Source organism: Micromonospora sp. NPDC005237 (assembly GCF_040607775.1).
Taxonomy (GTDB): Bacteria; Actinomycetota; Actinomycetes; order Mycobacteriales; family Micromonosporaceae; genus Micromonospora.
Genome location: NZ_JBEXHJ010000006.1, coordinates 225,367 through 242,436, shown reverse-complemented (window position 1 = coordinate 242,436; position 17,070 = coordinate 225,367). Strand labels below are relative to the sequence as shown.

General features: G+C 72.6%; 15 protein-coding genes. 4 read left to right on the top strand and 11 right to left on the bottom strand.

Annotated features, from left to right (window positions below; all coding sequences use genetic code 11):
• The first annotated feature begins 16 nt into the window (after window positions 1-16).
• Window positions 17-808 (top strand): maleylpyruvate isomerase family mycothiol-dependent enzyme, encoded by a 792-nt coding sequence (locus ABZT87_RS18360; protein WP_355136819.1) that lies wholly within the window; start codon window positions 17-19, stop codon window positions 806-808.
• A 45-nt stretch (window positions 809-853) separates the two neighbouring features.
• Here the strand turns inward: ABZT87_RS18360 and ABZT87_RS18355 are convergent, their stop codons facing one another.
• The 3 genes from ABZT87_RS18355 to ABZT87_RS18345 all read right to left on the bottom strand — a co-directional run bounded on the left by ABZT87_RS18355 (window position 854) and on the right by ABZT87_RS18345 (window position 4,235).
• Window positions 854-2,053, bottom strand: coding sequence for an RtcB family protein (locus tag ABZT87_RS18355; protein ID WP_355136817.1), 1,200 nt, complete (start codon window positions 2,051-2,053; stop codon window positions 854-856).
• A 382-nt stretch (window positions 2,054-2,435) separates the two neighbouring features.
• Complete coding sequence (locus ABZT87_RS18350) at window positions 2,436-2,897, bottom strand: hypothetical protein (RefSeq protein ID WP_355068662.1); 462 nt, start codon at window positions 2,895-2,897, stop codon at window positions 2,436-2,438.
• Between the two features lie 21 nt (window positions 2,898-2,918).
• Window positions 2,919-4,235, bottom strand: coding sequence for an RICIN domain-containing protein (locus tag ABZT87_RS18345; protein WP_355136815.1), 1,317 nt, complete (start codon window positions 4,233-4,235; stop codon window positions 2,919-2,921).
• A 160-nt stretch (window positions 4,236-4,395) separates the two neighbouring features.
• Here ABZT87_RS18345 and ABZT87_RS18340 point away from each other — a divergent pair, with 160 nt between their 5' ends.
• Window positions 4,396-5,583, top strand: a complete 1,188-nt coding sequence (locus ABZT87_RS18340; protein ID WP_355136813.1) for a spore photoproduct lyase family protein — start codon at window positions 4,396-4,398, stop codon at window positions 5,581-5,583.
• 55 nt (window positions 5,584-5,638) lie between these two features.
• On the opposite strand, the gene ABZT87_RS18335 is transcribed toward ABZT87_RS18340, so the two are convergent.
• Together ABZT87_RS18335 and ABZT87_RS18330 are read right to left on the bottom strand one after the other, a co-directional pair.
• Complete coding sequence (locus tag ABZT87_RS18335) at window positions 5,639-6,508, bottom strand: M15 family metallopeptidase (protein WP_355068659.1); 870 nt, start codon at window positions 6,506-6,508, stop codon at window positions 5,639-5,641.
• 66 nt (window positions 6,509-6,574) lie between these two features.
• Window positions 6,575-7,594 (bottom strand): acetylxylan esterase, encoded by a 1,020-nt coding sequence (locus ABZT87_RS18330; protein ID WP_354862664.1) that lies wholly within the window; start codon window positions 7,592-7,594, stop codon window positions 6,575-6,577.
• Window positions 7,595-7,865: 271 nt separating this feature from the next.
• Here ABZT87_RS18330 and ABZT87_RS18325 point away from each other — a divergent pair, with 271 nt between their 5' ends.
• The gene (locus tag ABZT87_RS18325; RefSeq protein ID WP_234588215.1) at window positions 7,866-8,888 is read left to right on the top strand and encodes a LacI family DNA-binding transcriptional regulator; all 1,023 of its coding nucleotides are present in this window, start codon (window positions 7,866-7,868) and stop codon (window positions 8,886-8,888) included.
• A 164-nt stretch (window positions 8,889-9,052) separates the two neighbouring features.
• Here the strand turns inward: ABZT87_RS18325 and ABZT87_RS18320 are convergent, their stop codons facing one another.
• Genes ABZT87_RS18320 through ABZT87_RS18310 form a run of 3 tightly spaced genes read right to left on the bottom strand, consistent with a single transcriptional unit; the run spans window position 9,053 to window position 12,045 of the window.
• Window positions 9,053-9,880 carry a peptidylprolyl isomerase gene (locus tag ABZT87_RS18320; protein WP_354862663.1) on the bottom strand — a complete coding sequence of 276 codons (828 nt, stop codon included), beginning with the start codon at window positions 9,878-9,880 and terminating at the stop codon, window positions 9,053-9,055.
• Window positions 9,881-9,920: 40 nt separating this feature from the next.
• Window positions 9,921-11,264: a D-alanyl-D-alanine carboxypeptidase gene (locus tag ABZT87_RS18315; RefSeq protein WP_355136811.1), complete on the bottom strand. Its 1,344-nt coding sequence runs from the start codon at window positions 11,262-11,264 to the stop codon at window positions 9,921-9,923.
• 10 nt (window positions 11,265-11,274) lie between these two features.
• A complete protein-coding gene (locus ABZT87_RS18310) occupies window positions 11,275-12,045 on the bottom strand; it encodes a MerR family transcriptional regulator (protein ID WP_355136809.1) in 771 nt (256 codons plus the stop codon).
• A 164-nt stretch (window positions 12,046-12,209) separates the two neighbouring features.
• On the opposite strand from ABZT87_RS18310, the gene ABZT87_RS18305 reads away from it, so the two are divergent.
• The gene (locus tag ABZT87_RS18305) at window positions 12,210-14,504 is read left to right on the top strand and encodes an excinuclease ABC subunit UvrA (protein WP_355136807.1); all 2,295 of its coding nucleotides are present in this window, start codon (window positions 12,210-12,212) and stop codon (window positions 14,502-14,504) included.
• Window positions 14,505-14,671: 167 nt separating this feature from the next.
• Here ABZT87_RS18305 and ABZT87_RS18300 read toward each other — a convergent pair whose 3' ends face one another.
• From ABZT87_RS18300 to ABZT87_RS18290, 3 genes are all read right to left on the bottom strand, one after another.
• Window positions 14,672-15,091, bottom strand: coding sequence for a protein-tyrosine phosphatase family protein (locus ABZT87_RS18300; RefSeq protein WP_355136805.1), 420 nt, complete (start codon window positions 15,089-15,091; stop codon window positions 14,672-14,674).
• Between the two features lie 591 nt (window positions 15,092-15,682).
• The gene (locus ABZT87_RS18295) at window positions 15,683-16,267 is read right to left on the bottom strand and encodes a hypothetical protein (RefSeq protein ID WP_355136803.1); all 585 of its coding nucleotides are present in this window, start codon (window positions 16,265-16,267) and stop codon (window positions 15,683-15,685) included.
• Between the two features lie 563 nt (window positions 16,268-16,830).
• Complete coding sequence (locus tag ABZT87_RS18290) at window positions 16,831-16,995, bottom strand: hypothetical protein (RefSeq protein WP_355137119.1); 165 nt, start codon at window positions 16,993-16,995, stop codon at window positions 16,831-16,833.
• Window positions 16,996-17,070 lie beyond the last annotated feature (75 nt).

The window sequence follows — 17,070 nt, the reverse complement described above, 5'->3', positions numbered from 1 at the left end:
TCCGTTGAGGAGACACATGTCCACGGCTGCCGACCAGATCATCCATGCGCTACGGGCGGGCCACGAGGAGCTCGCCGCGCTCGTGCGCGACCTCAAGGAAGACGACCTGCGCCGGCCCTCGGGTGCCAGCGAGTGGCAGGTCTCCCAGGTGCTCAGCCACCTCGGCAGCGGCGCGGAGATCGGCCTCGCCGGGCTGACCGCCGCCCGCGATGGCAGGCCCGCCCCGGACGGCGACTTCAACCGCACCGTCTGGCGGCGCTGGGACGCCATGTCCCCCGAGGAGCACGCGGCCGGCTTCCTGGAGTCCAACCAGCGGCTGGTCGAGGCGTACGAGGCGCTGGACGCCGACACCCGCGCGACGTTGCGGATCAACCTCGGCTTCCTGCCGGAGCCGGTGGACGTGGCCACCGCCGCCCGGTTCCGGCTCAGCGAGTTCGCCCTGCACCAGTGGGACGCCGAGGTGGCGTTCAACCCGTTCGCGGCGGTGACGCCGGAGGCGGTGCCGCTGCTGATCGAGCAGATCGGCGGCATGCTGGGCTGGACGGGCCGGCCGCAGGAGCTGGGCGGCCGGGAGGCCACCCTGCTGGTCCGGCTGCGGGACCCGGAGCGCACGTTCGGGCTGCGGCTGGGCGAGCAGATCACGCTGACCGACGCGCCGGAGCAGCCCGACGGCGAGCTGTCCCTGCCGGCCGAGACGTGGCTGCGGCTGGTGGTCGGCCGGCTCGGGCCGCAGTACACGCCGGACGGGGTCCAGGTGACCGGTCCGCTGACCCTGGACGACCTCCGCCGGGTCTTCGTCGGCTTCTGAGGGGACGCCGCGCGGGCCGGTGCTCCCGGCCCGCGCGTACCCCCGTCAGCCCTTCACGCAGACGACCTGCTTGAGGTGCGCGACCACCTCCACCAGGTCCTCCTGCTGGGCCATCACCTCGGTGATGTCCTTGTACGCGCCGGGGATCTCGTCGACCACCCCGGCGTCCTTGCGGCACTCGACGCCGGCGGTCTGCGCGGCCAGGTCGTCGGTGCTGAACGTCCGCTTGGCCTGCGCCCGCGACATCCGCCGGCCGGCGCCGTGCGAGGCCGAGCAGTACGCGTCCGGGTTGCCCCGGCCCCGCACGATGTACGACCCGGTGCCCATCGACCCGGGGATGATGCCCAGGTCGCCCCGGCCAGCCCGGATCGCGCCCTTGCGGGTGACCAGCACCTCCACCCCGTCGTAGCTCTCCTCGGACACGTAGTTGTGGTGGCAGGAGATGGGTTCGTCGTAGCCGACCTGCGGGAAGTGCTCACGCACCACACCGCAGAGCAGGGCCAGCATGACGGCCCGATTGCGCCGCGCGTACTCCTGCGCCCACCACAGGTCCCGCCGGTACGCGTCCATCTCGGGCGTTCCGGCGAGGAACACCGCCAGGTCCCGGTCGGGCAGGTCGACGTTGTGCGGCAGCTTCCGGGCCACTCCGATGTGCCGTTCGGCCAGCTCCTTGCCGATGTTGCGCGACCCGGAGTGCAGCATCAGCCAGACCCGACCCTCGTCGGCGCCGCCCTGCTCCAGGCAGACCTCGATGAAGTGGTTGCCGCCGCCGAGCGTCCCGAGCTGCCGCTGGGCCCGGGTCTCCAGCTGCGCCACCCGCCGGTCCAGGCTGGCGAACCGACTCCAGAAGTCGTCCCAGCCGGCCTGCTCCAGGCCACGGACCCGGCGCGGGTTGACCGCCTCCTGCCGCTGGGCGAAGCCGACCGGGATGGTGGCCTCGATCGCGGAACGCAGCCCGGCCAGGTCGTCCGGCAGGTCGGCGGCGGTCAGCGACGTGCGCACCGCCGACATGCCGCAGCCGATGTCGACACCGACCGCGGCCGGCGAGACGGCCTGTCGCATGGCGATCACCGAGCCGACGGTGGCGCCCTTGCCGAAGTGCACGTCGGGCATGACGGCGACGCCCTGCACCCAGGGCAGCGCGCCGATGTTGCGCAGCTGCTTCGCGGCCTGCGGCTCGATGGCGTACGGGTCGGTCCAGACCCGGACGGGCGCCCGGGTACCGGCCAGGGGGATGAATCCCATCGTGGTCTCCTTCTGTCGTGCGGTGACCGATATCGATCATGCGCCGGCGGCGGCCGCACGGCGGCGGTACGTGGATGTGAAAGGGCCGCCCGATCCCGGTGGGATGGGCGGCCGGCGGACGCGTCAGCGTCGACGTCAGTCGCGCCACTCCGGGCGCGGGCACCGCTCTGGGCGGCAGGCACGGGCTTCGGCGAGGGTGGGCACATACGCGCCGGCAGGGAGCAAGCGCCAGGCGGCATCGGTGCGGACGCGTCGCGGCACGGCGTACTCCCCTCGGGGTGTGTGTGGTTGACCTTGCACCGACGACAGTAGGAGGGCGGCGGTGCGCCCGCAACGGATATCGCCCACCCGGTGGTTCGCCGCCGGGTGGGCTCGCGCGGGCTCAGGTGTCGTAGCAGCCGTCCCAGGGCGGGTCGAAACCCAGGTCGTCGGGGACGAACTCGGCGTGGTCCGCACCGTCGTACTCCTCGGACCAGTCGACCAGTCCGAAGACGTGCCCGTCGACCTCGACCTGGAAGAGCCCGATGGCGATGTCTGCGAAGACCCGGCCGGGCAGCGCGTCGAGCCACTCGGCGAGGCGGGCCTCGGCCCGGTCGACGGAGGCGTCCTCGGTCTCGCTGGTGCCGGCGAACCAGATGTCGGAGTCGGTGTGCACGCCGTCGGCGTCGAACCGGTGCAGCACCGCGTACCACCGCTTGTGGCGGTACCAGTCGTCGTCGGCTCCGCCACCGTCATCGAGGGTGGCGGTGACGGAGCCGAAGAACTGACCCTTGTCGTACCGGCCGATGGTGCTGGTGCGGTAGTCGGGCTCGTGCGCGATCGGCACCAGGTCGGGAATCGCCATGGCCGGGAGGCTACCGCGACGCTATGACACGGTCACCAGCCGGAAGGACTGCGCCGCCGTGCCGTTGCAGGTGTACTGGATGAGCTGGACGCTGTCCGCGGTGGACGCTCCCGGCACGTCCAGGCACTTGCCGCTGTTGCGGTTGACCAGCCGGTAGTAGCCGCCGCCCTCGGATTCCGCCCGCCACTGCTGGTTGTTGCCGCCGCTGTACGACCAGAGCTGGATGGGCGCCGAGTCGGCGGTCGACCGATCGGTCACGTCGAGCACCTGGGCGCTGTTGCCGCGGTTGTTGATGCGCAGGTAGCCGCCACTGGTCGGCGCGAACTGGTACTGCTGGGCGGCGCTGCTGTTGCACGCGTACTGCTGGATGGCGGTGCCGTTGGCGGTGCCGGCGGCCCGGGCGTCCACGCACTTGCCGCTGCCCCGGTTGACGACGGTATGCCAGGCGGTCGGCGAGATCGGGCCGGCGGTGCCCGTCGGCGTGGGCGTCGGGGTGGGCGTCGTGCCGGCGCCGGCGAGCCAGTGCAGACCGTCGATCAGCAGCTTGTTCTGCTGCGGGCTGTCGAAGGTGGAGGACAGGCCGGTGTTGGTGCTGTAGTTCATCGCGTTGTGCCCGAAGTTGGCGTACAGCATCTTGTAGCGCTTGTTGCTCCACACCAGCGGGTAGTAGCCGCCGTACCAGGACTGGTTGGGGTCCGTGCCGACCGGGAAGCTGGACGGGTCGACGGAGGCCAGGATGTCGATGTCCGGGTTCTGGCGCAGGTCGTTGCTCCAGGAGTACCACTCGCTGACCGACGACGCGAAGGTCGCCGGGAGCGCCTGGGTGGCCGGGTGGGTGCGGTTGTCGGCGCGCATCGTGACGCGGGTCGGCCCCCAGGTGTTGGTCTGGAAGGAGCCGGAGCCGAGGAAGGTGTTGTAGTACCAGCTCCAGCTCGACGGGTCGGTGGTGAACGCGCTGACGTGGAAGCCCATCCACGCCCCGCCGTTCTGCATGTACTGCTGGAAGGCGGGCCGCTGCGCGGCGGGCGGCGCGTCGTCGAGGAACATGATGACCTTGTACTGGGCCAGGTTCGCGGTGTTCAGCAGACCCCAGTTGGTGGTGGCCTCCCAGGAGAAGCCGTACTGGGCGGCGGCCTGCGGGAACCAGGCGCGGGCGTCGCGGTCGAAGTCGATGTGCGCGGCGTCCCAGGTGCCGTTGTAGAAGGCCAGGACCTTGAACGTCGGCGCGGCCTGCGCGCTGCGCGCGACGCCGAGGCCGAGGCCGGCGCTCACGGCGACGACGAGGGCGACGAAAACCGACAGGATCCTTCTGGTACGAGAGGGAAGTTCTGCGATCACCTGATCGTCCCTTCGGTCGGGACGCGCGCCGCCGCGTCGACGTGAACTATCTGTTCACAAGGTTTACAGATAGACGAAAGGTTATGCGGTGCCGCCCGGTGCGTCAATCGGCGGTCGACCGATCGGGTGGGATTCCTGCGGCAGCGGGTACCCCGGCCGGATGACCAGCCCGGACGCGGTCGACGTCGACCAGCCGCTCGCCGTGGACGTGCCCGCCGCGCCGCACGACGCCAGCGGCGAGCGGGTGCCGACCCGCGACCTGGCCGGGCTCGCCCCGGCGGCGAGACCGGCACGCCGCTGGACCCCGGGCCGGGTGGTGGCCACCCCGGCCGCCCTGGACCACCCCCACGGGCAGCGGATCGTCGACCGCGTGCGGGCGCTGGGTATCGAGGTGGAACGACTGCGGTCGAACCGGCTCACCGGCGTACGCGGGCAGACCGACTCCGAGACGTACGCGCGCGCCAAGGCGACCATGGCGATCGTGGTGAGCCCGCCCTCGCGGCGTGTCCTGCAACCCATCGCGCCCAGCGCCGACTGGCGCGTCGATTTCGCCGAGGGCTGCCCCGCGCACTGTCAGTACTGCTACCTCGCCGGTTCGCTCTCCGGCCCGCCGGTGACCCGGGTGTACGCGGACCTCGACGACATCCTGGCCGGGTTGGCCCCGTACGCCGGGCGCGGAACGGTGACCAGCCGCAACGCACGCCGCGCCGACGAGGGCACCACCTTCGAGGCGTCCTGCTACACCGACCCCCTCGCGCTGGAACACCTGACCGGCAGCTGGCGGCGGGCGGTGCGGCACTTCGCCGACTGGGACGCGCCCGTGCAGTTGCGCTGGACCACCAAGTACGCCGACGTGGACACCTTCGTCGGGCTGCCCCACCACTGCCGCACCCGGGTCCGGTTCAGCGTCAACTGCGCCCCGGTGAGCGAACGGTTCGAGGGCGGCACCGCGCGGGTGCCGGACCGGCTCGCCGCGCTGCGCCGGCTCGCGCTCGACGGCTATCCCGTCGGGCTGACCATCGCGCCGATCATGCCCTTGCCGGACTGGCGCGAACGCTACGGCGAGCTGCTGGACCAGGTCCGCGCGGCGGTCGACGGGGTCCCGGAACTGGACCTGACCGCCGAGCTGATCACCCACCGGTTCACCCCGGGAAGCAAGGAGGTGCTGCTCGGCTGGTACCCGCACACCCGCCTGGAGATGGACGAGGAGTCCCGCAGCCGCAAACACGGCAGGTTCGGCGCGGTGAAGTACGTCTACCCCCGCGACACGATGGCCGAGCTGCGGAGCTGGTTCACCGACGAGCTGGCCGCCCGCGTACCGGCCTGCCGCATCCTCTACTGGACCTGAGCCGCGGTTCGTCGACCGAACGCCGACACCGCGGGCGGTCGCGCCGAGCAGCGTGTCACCCGAGCGAGGAGCGGGCCACCGGCGCGGCGAAGTACGTGCGCGGGTGCGGGTCGTCGCGGAGGCTGTAGTGCCACCACTCGCGGTCGTAGTTGACGAACCCGGCGTCGGTCATCAGCCGCCGCAGCAACTGCCGGTTGTCCCGCGCCGTGCCGGTGATGCGGGGGTCGGCGGTGTGCGCCCGGGCGTCGAAACAGTCGAACCCGGTGCCCATGTCGATGCTGTTGTCGGCGAAGCGCCGCCCCGGCGGCGCCGTACAGGGAACCAGCGGCTGCCCGGGCACGTACGCGGGTTGGCTGGCGGGCGGCTCGTCGACGAGCGTCAGGTCCAGCGTGCTGCCCCGGCTGTGGGCGGTCGGCGCGCCGATGTAGCCGTCGGCGAAGAGCCGGTCCTTGGCCAGGTCCGGATAGAACTCGGCCTTGGTCTGCTGCTCGCCGGGGCGCTTCGACCAGGCGACGAAGTCGTCCACCGCCGGCTGCGGGCGGTAGCAGTCGTACACCTTGAGGCTGTGGCCGCCGGCCAGCGCGGCGTCCTGGACCCGGCGCAACGCCTCGGCGGCCTGACGGGTGAGCAGGCACAGCGGCTCGCGGTAGCCGGCGATCGGCCGGCCCACGAAGTTGTGCGCCGTGGCGTAGCGGATGTCGGCGTGAATGCGCGGGTCGACGTCGGTAAGCACCACGAAGCCCGGCAACCCGCCGGTCGCCGACGGGGTCGGCGTCCCCGACGACGGTGGAGGGCTCGCCGACCCGGTCAGCGGGGCCGAGACCGGGGCCGTCGGGCCCGGACGCGGCTGCGGACGGGAGCAGCCGCCGAGCACCGCGACGAGCGCCAGCACGACGCCGCCACCCACCCGCACTGACCTGCGCACCCGTCCTGTCTATCAGCAGCGGTCGGTGCCGCGCGCCGGATCAACCGCCGGCCGCCGCGAGCCCGTTCAACCGCCGGCCGCCAGCGGAGCCGGATCCGCCACGGTCGGCGCCGGGTCGGGGGCTTCGACCAGGTGCGCGCCGAGGAAGCGCAGGGCCGCCTCGTCGTCGTCGATCCCGCCGGCCTCGTGGCCGTTGTACCGCCACACCGACAGCTCCGTCGCCCCGGCATGGGCGTTGTGGGCGGCGTACACCCCCGACGGCGGCACGATGTCGTCCATCAGCGCCACCGAGTAGCGAGCCGGCCGGCGGCAGCGTCGGGCGAAGTTGACGCCGTCGACGTACGACAGGGTGGTCAGCACCCGCTCCTCGGCGTCCCGATGGATCGCCAGGTAGTCGCGGATTTCCCGGTACGGGTGGGCGTCGGTGACCACCACGGCACGCGGGATGTCACAGAGGAACGGCACGAGGGCGACCACGGCCCGCACACCGCGCGCCAACGCGCCGGCCGCGAGCGCCAGTGCGCCACCCTGGCTGTGCCCGAGCACCGCCACCCGGGTCGGGTCGACCATCGGCAGGGTCCGGGCCGCGTCCACCGCCCGGACCGCGTCGGTGATCAACCGCCGGTAGTAGTAGGTGCGGGGATCCGCGATGCCCCGCGTCGCCACGCCGGGCGCCTCCGGGCCGGCGGCGCCCAGGTCGGCGGTGACGCCCCGGCTCCAGCCCGAACCCTGCCCCCGGGTGTCCATCTGCAGATGGGCGAACCCGGCCGACGCCCAGAGCAGGTTCTCCAGCGCGTGCCCGCGCCCGCCCCCGTAGCCCACGTACTGCACGACGGTCGGCAGCGCCGTGCCGGCCCCGTGCGGCACCCGCAGCCAGGCCCGTACGGGCTGACCGGCGAACCCGGGGAACGTCACGTCGTACACGTCGATGGCTCGCAGGCCGGTCACCACGGGCTCGAGCCGGACCGGCCAGGTGGCGTCGCGGGCCTGCGCCAGGGTGTCGGCCCAGAACTCGTCGAAGTCGGCCGGGTCCCGCACCACGCCGCGGTACTCGCGTAGCTGCGCCTCGGGCAGGTCGGTGTGCATGGCGCCCCTTGTCTGTCGCGTGGCACTGATCAGGTGCGTCCACGGCGTGGCCGACGCCGACAGCCGGGCGGCGGAGACGGGACCGTACGCCGATACGCATCCGACAAATTACCGGAACATTTCCGCAACTCAGCCGAACGCTAGAACCGACCTGGCGTGTCGTCAACCCCCGTCCGTGAGGCAAGATGGCGCGAGGAGCGGGCGTGCCGTTCCGGGACACTGGATGGACGACGCTCGCGGTCGTCTCTCCGGAGCGGTGAAGGAGACACGGGTGGACGCGGACGACGGACGCAGGGTGACCATCACCGCGATCGCACGGGAGGCCGGGGTCTCGGTGCCGACCGTGTCACGGGTGCTCAACGGCCGGTCCGATGTGGCCCCCGACACCCGGGAACGCGTCGAGGAGCTGCTGCGCCACCACGGCTACCGGCGCCGCAGCAGCCGCAGCGTCCGCCGCGCGGGCCTCGTCGACCTGGTCTTCAACGACCTGGACAGCCCCTGGGCCGTGGAGATCATCCGGGGCGTGGAGGACGTCGGGCACGCCGCCGGGGTGGGCACCGTGGTCTCCGCGATCCACCGGCAGCCCACGGCGGCCCGGCAGTGGTTGCAGAACCTGCGCACCCGCGCCACCGACGGCGTCATCTTCGTGACGTCGCACTTGAGCCCGCCCCTGCACGCGCAACTGCGCCGCCTCAACGTGCCGGTGGTGGTCGTCGACCCGGCCGGCGTGCCGGCGATGGACGTCCCGACGATCGGCGCCACCAACTGGGCCGGCGGGCTCGCCGCGACCGAGCACCTGCTGGCGGTCGGACACCGGCGGATCGGGTTCGTGGCCGGGCCGACACACCTGCTCTGCAGCCGGGCCCGCCTCGACGGCTACCGCGCCGGGCTGGAGGCCGCCGGCGTGCCGGTGGACGACGCGCTGATCTACCCGGGCGACTTCTACCACGCCTCCGGCTTCGCCGGCGGCACGGCGCTGCTCGATTTGGCCGACCCGCCGACCGGCATCTTCGCGGCCAGCGACCAGATGGCGTTCGGCGTCTACGAGGCCATCCGCCGCCGCGGGCTGCGGGTTCCCGACGACGTCAGCGTGGTCGGGTTCGACGACCTGCCGGAAGCCCGGTGGGCGTCACCGCCGCTGACCACCGTCCGGCAGCCCCTGGTCGAGATGGGCCGGCTGGCGGTGCGGACGGTGCTGCGACTGGCCCAGGGCGAGGGCATCGACTCGCCCCGAGTGGAGCTGGCCACCGAGCTGGTCGTCCGGGACAGCACCGCCGTCCCGCCGACCGGCTGATCCCTTCCGTTCCGACGGCCCGAACCGGGTCGGATTCCGGTTCCACCTGTTCCGGTCCAGCTGCGAAAATTCCGGCCTGCCGGTCCGCCCCATAAGCGACGACCACGGACGTGGACGCTTCGCGGCGCGGTGGGCGACCGGGGCCGCCCACCGCGCCGAGCGGGTCAGTGGTGGTGGTGTGCCCGGACGGCACGCCGGATGGTCACCGGCTGCGCGGGAGCGCCGTCGACCGGCGCCGGGTCCTCGGCCGTCGGCGCGATTCCCTGAGCGGCGATCCGGTCCAGGGTGGCGAGCCCGGCCGCGTCCACCGTGCCGAAGATCGTGTAGTTGGGGCGTAGCGCCGAGTTGGCGTACACCAGGAAGAACTGGCTGCCGTTGGTGTCCGGCCCGGCGTTGGCCATCGCCAGCACGCCCCGGGCGTAGACCCGGCGTACGCCGGTCGGGTCGGTGGGGGCCGGCGGCAGGTCGGTCGGCAGTTCGTCGCGGTACCGGTAGCCGGGGCCACCCTCGCCGGTGCCGGACGGGTCGCCGCACTGCAACACGCTCAGCGTCGGGTAAGCGGTGAGCCGGTGGCACGGGGTGCGGTCGTAGAAGCGCTTGCCGACCAGGTGCAGGAAGCTCTGCACCGTGCACGGCGCGGCGGCCCGGTCCAGGGTCAACCCGATCGGCCCCTGGTTGGTGGAGAGGGTCACCCGGACGCTGCCCCGGTCCGGGGTGCGGCGCGGGTCGGGCGGCAGCGGCACCGGCCGGGCGGCTGGCTCGTCGGGCGTCTCGGTGTAGGCGCACGGGCCGTGCGTGGTGCGCGGCGGGCGGGCATCGGCGGCGGCCGCGCTCACCGTGCCGTCGGCCGCGACCGGCGCGGCCACCGCGGCAGCCGACGCGCCGACGATCAGCGTTGCGGCGAACGCCGTCACACCGGCGAGGCGGGTCAGCGCGCGTACCGACCGGCGGGGTGCCGCCGCGCCGGAAGGCGTTTCGAGTTCACTCGACACAGGGATCCTCCTGGGCTCGTGCTGCCAGAAAGACCGGAGTCTATGGATGCCGAGGCCTGTTGTCGATCTGACCGGGCAACCGACGGCGGCGGTGCCACAGCAACCCGCCCAGCAGCGCCAGCACTCCCGCGCCACTCAGCGCGACCACCGACCACAGCCATCCGGAGCCGGTGCCCGCCGGGCCGCTGGCCGCCGCCGGGCGGGGCGGACCGGGCGCGGCCAGCGCGGACGGCGCGGACGGCGCGGCCGACGGCGTGGCGGTCAGCTCACCCGGCTCGACCAGGCGGCCGACGCTGGCGTCGCGGGGCAGCGAGAAACCCCAGTCCAGCAGGGCCGCCCCCTGCTCCCAGCCGCGCATCGGCGCCGGCTCGGCGCCCAGCAGCGTCACCACCAGCCGACGCCCGTCACGTTCCGCCGCGCCGACGTAGGTGTGCCGCGCCAGGTCGGTGAAGCCCGTCTTGCCGCCCAACGCGCCCGGGTACCGGTAGATGAGCTGGTTCTCGTTCTGGATCTGGAAGCCCTTGGTTCGCTGCGCCGGCTGGGCCGGAATCGTCGCCAGCTGGGTGAGCGCGTACCGCCGGAAGGTCGGCTGCGCGAAGCAGGCCCGGGCGATCAGCGCCAGGTCGTACGCACTGGTGAACTGGCCCTTGCCGTCCAGGCCGGACGGCGTGACCGCGTGCGTCTGGAGCGCGCCCAGGTGGTGTGCCTGCTCGTTCATGGCGCGGACTCCCCCGGCCGCGCCGTCAGACCCGCCGCCCAGCCGGGCCAGCGCGTTCGCCGCCTCGTTGCCGGAGTTGAGCAGCAGCCCCAGCCAGATCGTCTCGATGGTGTAGCGGCCGCCCTCGACCAGGCCGACGGCGGAGGAGCCGGGCTCGATGTTCATGTCCGCCGCGGTGACGGTCACCGTCTGGGCGGGGTCGAGCCGGGGCATCATCGTGGCCGCCAGCAGCAGCTTCTGGACGCTGGCCGGAGTGCCGTACTCGTGCGGGCCGCAGCCCCCGAGCACCTTGCCGGAATCCAGGTCCGCGACCAGCCAGGAGGTGGCGGTGATCGCCGGTGGCGTGCCCGCGCCGGTCGGCACGACCAGGCCGCTGGTGGCCAGCCCGGCGCCGCCCACCGTCCGCGCTTCGGGCACGGCGGGCGGGGGCGAGGGCCGTGGCGGGCGGGACATCGCCGGCGCGGGCACCCGAGGGCACCGCGCGGCACCCGTGGCGGCAGCGGCACCCGTGGCGGCGGCGCCCGTCGCGGCGGCACCCGTGGCAGCGGCACCCGTGGCGGCGGCTTCCGTCGCGGCGACGGGCGTGGGGGCCGCCGCAGCGGCCGCGACCGGCGCGGGGGCGAGCAGGACGGCGGAAGCCGTGACCGCCAGCAGCGCAGCTCTCATGTGCCCGACCCTAGTCAACAAGATCGCCCGGCGGGAGCGGTTGGCCGCTCGACCTTCCGGCGGCGGCCCGCTCCACCAGGTAGTCGTGCAGCGCGGCGCTGCCCCGCAACCGGCGCAGGCTGCGGGCGTGCAGGTCCTGCTCACGGCGGGCCAGCTCGGCGCGTACCCGCTGGGCGCTGCCGGTGGTGCGCAGCTCGCCCAGCACCGCCTCGATGATCTCGAACGGGTAGGCGCCTCGGCGCAGGAGCGCGACGACCTGCGCGGCGCGCAGCTCGGTCTCGTCGTACACCCGGTAGTTGGTGCCGGGCGCGCGGCCCGGCCGCAGCAGCTCGCGGGCCTCCCACAGGCGCAGCTGCGAGGTCCGCACCCCGACCAGGGCCGCCACCTCGCCGATGCGGACGCCGCGGCGCTGGGCCGGCCGGGTCGCCGGCGGGTTGGCCAGCACGGTCTCGAAGGCGCCGAGCACGCGGCGGATGTCGGCGCGTTCGCGGTCCAGCTCGGCATGGCCGCCGTCGAGCGCCGCCAGGGCCGCCGGCACGTCACCGCGGTGCACCGCCGCCATGATCTCCCGGGTACGGCCCCAGCCGTGCCCCTCGGCCAGCCGCCGGGCCACGGTCAGCGCGCGGGCGTGCGCGGTCGTGAAGATCCGGTAGCCGCTCGCGGTACGCCGCACCGGCGGCAGCACGCCCTCCTCGACGTAGTTGCGCACCTGCTGCACCGAGATCCCCACGGTGGCGGCGAGGTCCACGGCCCGCAGGCGATCCTTCGGCACGGCCTCCACGCGGGCAACCGTACCGCTTGACACGTGATTTGAGACTTTCCCGGCCTTTCCTCAGAGCAGCACGCTCCGCTTTTCGAGAAAGTCTCTACAGGAGGAGGAATGAGACAATTTAATACGTCCGGTGCACGGCGCGTGCTTCCGCCATGACTTCGTGAAGGGTTCGCATGTCGCAGCCAGCAAGGTCCGCCGCCGACAGCCACGACATGATCGAGGTACGCGGAGCGCGGGAGAACAACCTCGCCGCCGTCTCGGTCGACATCCCCAAGCGCCGGTTGACCGTCTTCACCGGCGTCTCCGGCTCCGGCAAGTCGTCGCTCGTCTTCGGCACCATCGCCGCCGAGTCCCAGCGCCTGATCAACGAGACCTACAGCGCGTTCCTACAGTCGTTCATGCCGAACCTCAACCGGCCGGACGTCGACTCGATGCGCAACCTCGGCGCCGCCATCGTGGTCGACCAGGAGCGGATGGGCGTCAACTCCCGCTCCACAGTCGGCACCGCCACCGACGCGTACGCCATGCTGCGGATCCTCTTCAGCCGGCTCGGCGAGCCGTCGGCCGGTGGCGCCGGCGCGTTCAGCTTCAACCTGCCCGAGGGCATGTGCCCCACCTGCGAGGGGCTGGGCCGGGTCTCCGACCTCGACGTCAACGAGCTGGTGGACGTCGAACGCTCGCTCAACGACGGCGCGATCACGGTGCCCAACTTCGCGGTGGACTCCTGGTACTGGCAGACCATCGTGGGCTCCGGGCTGTTCGACCCGGACGTCAAACTGCAGGACTACACGCCGCAGCAGTGGGAGGACTTCCTCCACAAGCCGGCCACGAAGATCAAGATGGGGAGCAACACCTGGACGTACGAGGGCCTCGCGGTCAAGGTCAAGCGGCTCTACCTGGCCAAGGACCGCGACTCGATGCAACCGCACATCCGCGCCTTCGTCGACCGGGCGGTCACCTTCACCACCTGCCCCGCCTGCGACGGCACCCGGCTCAACGCCGCGGCCCTGTCGTCACGGATCGCCGGCCGCACCATCGCCGAGTGCTCCGCCATGCAGATCAGCGACCTGGCCGCGTTCGTGCGGAGCATCGACGACCCGGGGGTGGCCCCGCTGATCGGCAACCTCCGTGACCTGCTCGACTCGCTGGTCGAGATCGGGTTGGGCTACCTCAGCCTGGACCGGGAGTCGGCGACCCTCTCCGGCGGCGAGGCGCAGCGGGTGAAGATGGTCCGACACCTCGGCTCCAGCCTCTCCGACGTCACGTACGTCTTCGACGAGCCCACCGTCGGCCTGCACCCGCACGACATCGCCCGGATGAACGACCTGCTGCTGCGGCTGCGCGACAAGGGCAACACGGTGCTGGTGGTGGAGCACAAGCCGGAGACCATCGCCATCGCCGACCACGTCGTCGACCTGGGGCCGGGTGCGGGCAGTTCCGGCGGGCAGATCTGCTTCACCGGCGACGTCCCCGGCCTGCGCCGCTCGGGCACCCTCACCGGGCGGCACCTGGACCACCGGGTGAGGGTGCGCGACGAGGTACGCCGACCGACCGGGCAGCTCGGCATCCGCCACGCCGACCTGCACAACCTGCGCGACGTGGATGTGGACATCCCGCTCGGCGTCCTCACCGTGGTCACCGGCGTGGCCGGCTCCGGCAAGAGCTCGCTGATCCACGGCTCACTGCGCGGCCGGGCCGGTGTGGTGATCGTCGACCAGTCCCCGATCCGCGGGTCACGACGCAGCAACCCGGCCACCTACAGCGGACTGCTCGACCCGATCCGTACCGCGTTCGCCAAGGCCAACGGCGTCAAGGCGGCGCTGTTCAGCGCGAACTCCGAAGGCGCCTGCCCGGCCTGCAAGGGCATCGGGCTGATCTACACGGACCTGGCGATGATGGCCGGCGTGGCGAGCGTCTGCGAGCGGTGCGCGGGGCGGCGGTTCACCGACGAGGTCCTCACGTACACCCTGCGCGGGAAGAACATCAGCGAGGTGCTGGCCATGTCGGTCACCGAGGCGTACGGGTTCTTCCCCAGCGGGCCGGCGCACCCCATCCTCCACCGGCTGGTCGACGTCGGGTTGGGCTACCTCAGCCTCGGCCAGCCGCTGACCACCCTGTCCGGCGGGGAGCGGCAACGGCTCAAGCTCGCCATCCACCTGGCGGAGAAGACCAGCACGTACGTCCTCGACGAGCCCACCACCGGCCTGCACCTGGCCGACGTGGACCAACTGCTGGCCCTGTTGGACCGCATGGTCGACGCCGGCAACACGGTCATCGTCATCGAGCACCACCAGGCCGTGATGGCCCACGCGGACTGGCTCATCGACCTCGGCCCGGGCGCCGGGCACGACGGGGGGCGCATCGTCTTCACCGGCACGCCGGCCGACCTGGTCGCCCACGGCGACACCCTCACCGCCACCCATCTCCGCGAGTACGTCCACAAGCCAGCGGAGCTGCCCAAGGGGTGACGGGTCAGCGGTGCCCGGGACGCGGCGCCTGACGCCGCACGGCGTGCGAGCGAGCCCGACGGCGCGGGCGGCCGACGCCAGCGGTGGGCCGACGCGACGCGGTGGGGCGGCCCACGCCAGCAGTCGAGGACGGGCCGGCCCTACCGCGTGGCCGGCGACACCAGCGGTCAGGCGACGTGGCGCAGCCAGCGCCGCTGCCAGGGTGTCTCGACCGCCTTCGGGTGGTAGCCCGCCCGGACCCAGGGCACCGCCCGCTCCGCCGGTAGGCCGTCGAGGATCGCCAGCGCGGCCAACGCCGTTCCCGTCCGGCCGACCCCGCCCCGGCAGGCCACCTCGACGCGTTCGCCGTCGCGTGCCCTCCGCAGCGCCGCACGCAACGCGTCGAGTGCGTCCGCCCGATCGAGCGGCACCCAGAAGTCGGGCCACCTGATCCGCCGGAATGGCCAGGCCGGCTCCGGGCCGGGCGCCAACAGCAGCGCGAAGTCGGCCGGCGAGGCGGTCGCGGCGATGCGGCGTCCACGCACCACCGCACCGCTCGGCAGTACGAGCAACCCGGACTGCTCCGACCAGATCTGCGCGGCGGTCACCGGAACATTGTGCCGCGACCGAGGTCGGGTCATCGTGCCCGCTGGGCACAGAAAGCGCCGCCCCCGACCATCTGGTCGGGGGCGGCGCCGGTGTCGGTGTGCAGGTCGCCTCTCGGCGAGTGGCGCGACGCGGCTCCAGCCGAACGGTATTCCGCGAGGGCTATGTAGGTGAGGCCCGGGGACACTGAGTCACACCGACACTGGTTCACAACCAGCCGACGCCTCCCGGTGTTCCCGCTCCGGCGCAGATCTTGGACAGTTTCCGTCAGCTCGGAACGGAAACTGTCCAAGATCTGCGCCGCGACATCCCGTTCGGGCGGGGCCGGGCCGACCGGCCCGCGCCCGAGTCGGGCCAAGCCGGAGCCGGGCCGGCCCCGGCTTGGCCGAGCAGGGCCGAGCCGGACCAAGCCGAGCCAAGTTGGGCCAGACCGGGCCGAGGCCGGGCGGAGCCGGGCCGGACCAGGGCGAGCAGGCCCGGACCAGGCCGAACAGGCCAAGCCAGGCCAGCGACTCCGGGCGAGCCGGCGGGTGGACATGCCGATGGCCGGCACCCCGGGGGGTGCCGGCCAGTCGGTCGGGTCGTGCGGTGGGTCAGCTGTTCCAGTACTGGCCAACCAGGTCGGCGGCCTGCTGCTCCCACTGGGCGTAGGCGTCCGGGTACGCGGAGACCTGCACGGTCTGCGCGGCCTCGGTCAGCGGCATGTCCTGCCACCCGTCAACCTGACGCAGGCCCTTCAGGAACGCGGTCGTGGAGTACTCCGGGTCGGTGATCTGCTCCGGCGTGCCCCAACCACTGGACGGGCGCTGCTGGAACAGACCCAGCGAATCATGGTCGTTCATGTCGCCGAGGTGGCCGAGGTTCTCCAGCTTCGACTCCTGCAGGCTCGTCGCGATCGAGATGACCGCGGCCCGCTCGGGCAGGCCCGCCTTCTTCGTGGCGGCGATGATCGCCTTGGCGTTGGCCGTCTGCTCGTCATTCAGGTCGATGTGCGACTGGGCACCCTGGGTGCCGTGCGGGATCAGCTTGCTCGTGTCGGGCTTGTCGGCCTGCACCACGGCCACCGGACGGGCGTCCGTGCTCGGGGTGGCGACATGGGCGATCGGGCCGGCGAAGACACCACCGGCGAACGCGAGACCAGCAACAGACAGCATGCTCTTACGGAAGATCGTGTTCATGGGGGTAGCTCCTTCGGGGGTAGGAACACCACACGCCACCACCGGGGGGACGGTGACGCGGATGTGAGCACCTCGTCGGGCGCTGCAAAAGCAGGGGAAAGTTTCGGGCCGGCACCCTGCGGGGCGAGGCCCTCGCGGTGCCGGGGCGGCGGCCGACGGGCAAGGGGTCGCTCGTGGCGCCGGGACCGTGTGCAACGACCGCCGGTCCGGGGTCATTCCCGGGCCCTCAGCGGGACCTGGCAACGGACCCGGGGGGCGAGCCCACGGTCGGTCGGGGGTCTGCAACGACCCGACCCGGCCGCCCATTCCCGCACCGGTTGGGCGGGCACGGTGGCCGTGGTCCTGCGATCGTCAGGGTATGTAACGACCCCCGGCCCGCCACGATTCCGGCCCAGGGATGCACCCGGTCACACCCCATCGGGCCTCGCAACCGGACAGCACGCCCCAGACCAACCGCCTCCGAGGGCCGGAGCGAGCCGTCGGGTGACGATCCACCCGGAATGTCCGATACCGGATGGTGCGAGCGATCGGGACATCCCGGCCTCCCCGATCCGGCTTGATCTTTAAGAAAGGGATGCAGAGGTAGCGCAGGACAGCGGGGATACGGCGGCTGTAGCCGGTCGTGTGAGGCCGAGCTTGTCGAAGATGGCGTTGACGTGCTTCCCCACGGCGCTCCGAGACACGTGCGACCGCTGGGCGACACCGGCGTTGGTGTGCCCGTGGGTCATTTCGTGCAGGACGTCCCGTTCGCGCGGGGTGAGTCGGCCGAACGGGTCGGGTCGCTCCGATCCGGCCGCCACCTG

Bases quoted from the DNA above. Each gene is read 5' to 3' on its own strand.
- ABZT87_RS18360 (WP_355136819.1), top strand. From the start codon at position 17: ATGTCCACGGCTGCCGACCAGATCATCCATGCGCTACGGGCGGGCCAC.
- ABZT87_RS18355 (WP_355136817.1), bottom strand. From the start codon at position 2,053: ATGGGATTCATCCCCCTGGCCGGTACCCGGGCGCCCGTCCGGGTCTGG.
- ABZT87_RS18350 (WP_355068662.1), bottom strand. From the start codon at position 2,897: ATGGCGATTCCCGACCTGGTGCCGATCGCGCACGAGCCCGACTACCGC.
- ABZT87_RS18340 (WP_355136813.1), top strand. From the start codon at position 4,396: ATGACCAGCCCGGACGCGGTCGACGTCGACCAGCCGCTCGCCGTGGAC.
- ABZT87_RS18330 (WP_354862664.1), bottom strand. From the start codon at position 7,594: ATGCACACCGACCTGCCCGAGGCGCAGCTACGCGAGTACCGCGGCGTG.
- ABZT87_RS18315 (WP_355136811.1), bottom strand. From the start codon at position 11,264: ATGAGAGCTGCGCTGCTGGCGGTCACGGCTTCCGCCGTCCTGCTCGCC.
- ABZT87_RS18305 (WP_355136807.1), top strand. From the start codon at position 12,210: ATGTCGCAGCCAGCAAGGTCCGCCGCCGACAGCCACGACATGATCGAG.
- ABZT87_RS18295 (WP_355136803.1), bottom strand. From the start codon at position 16,267: ATGAACACGATCTTCCGTAAGAGCATGCTGTCTGTTGCTGGTCTCGCG.
- ABZT87_RS18290 (WP_355137119.1), bottom strand. From the start codon at position 16,995: ATGACCCACGGGCACACCAACGCCGGTGTCGCCCAGCGGTCGCACGTG.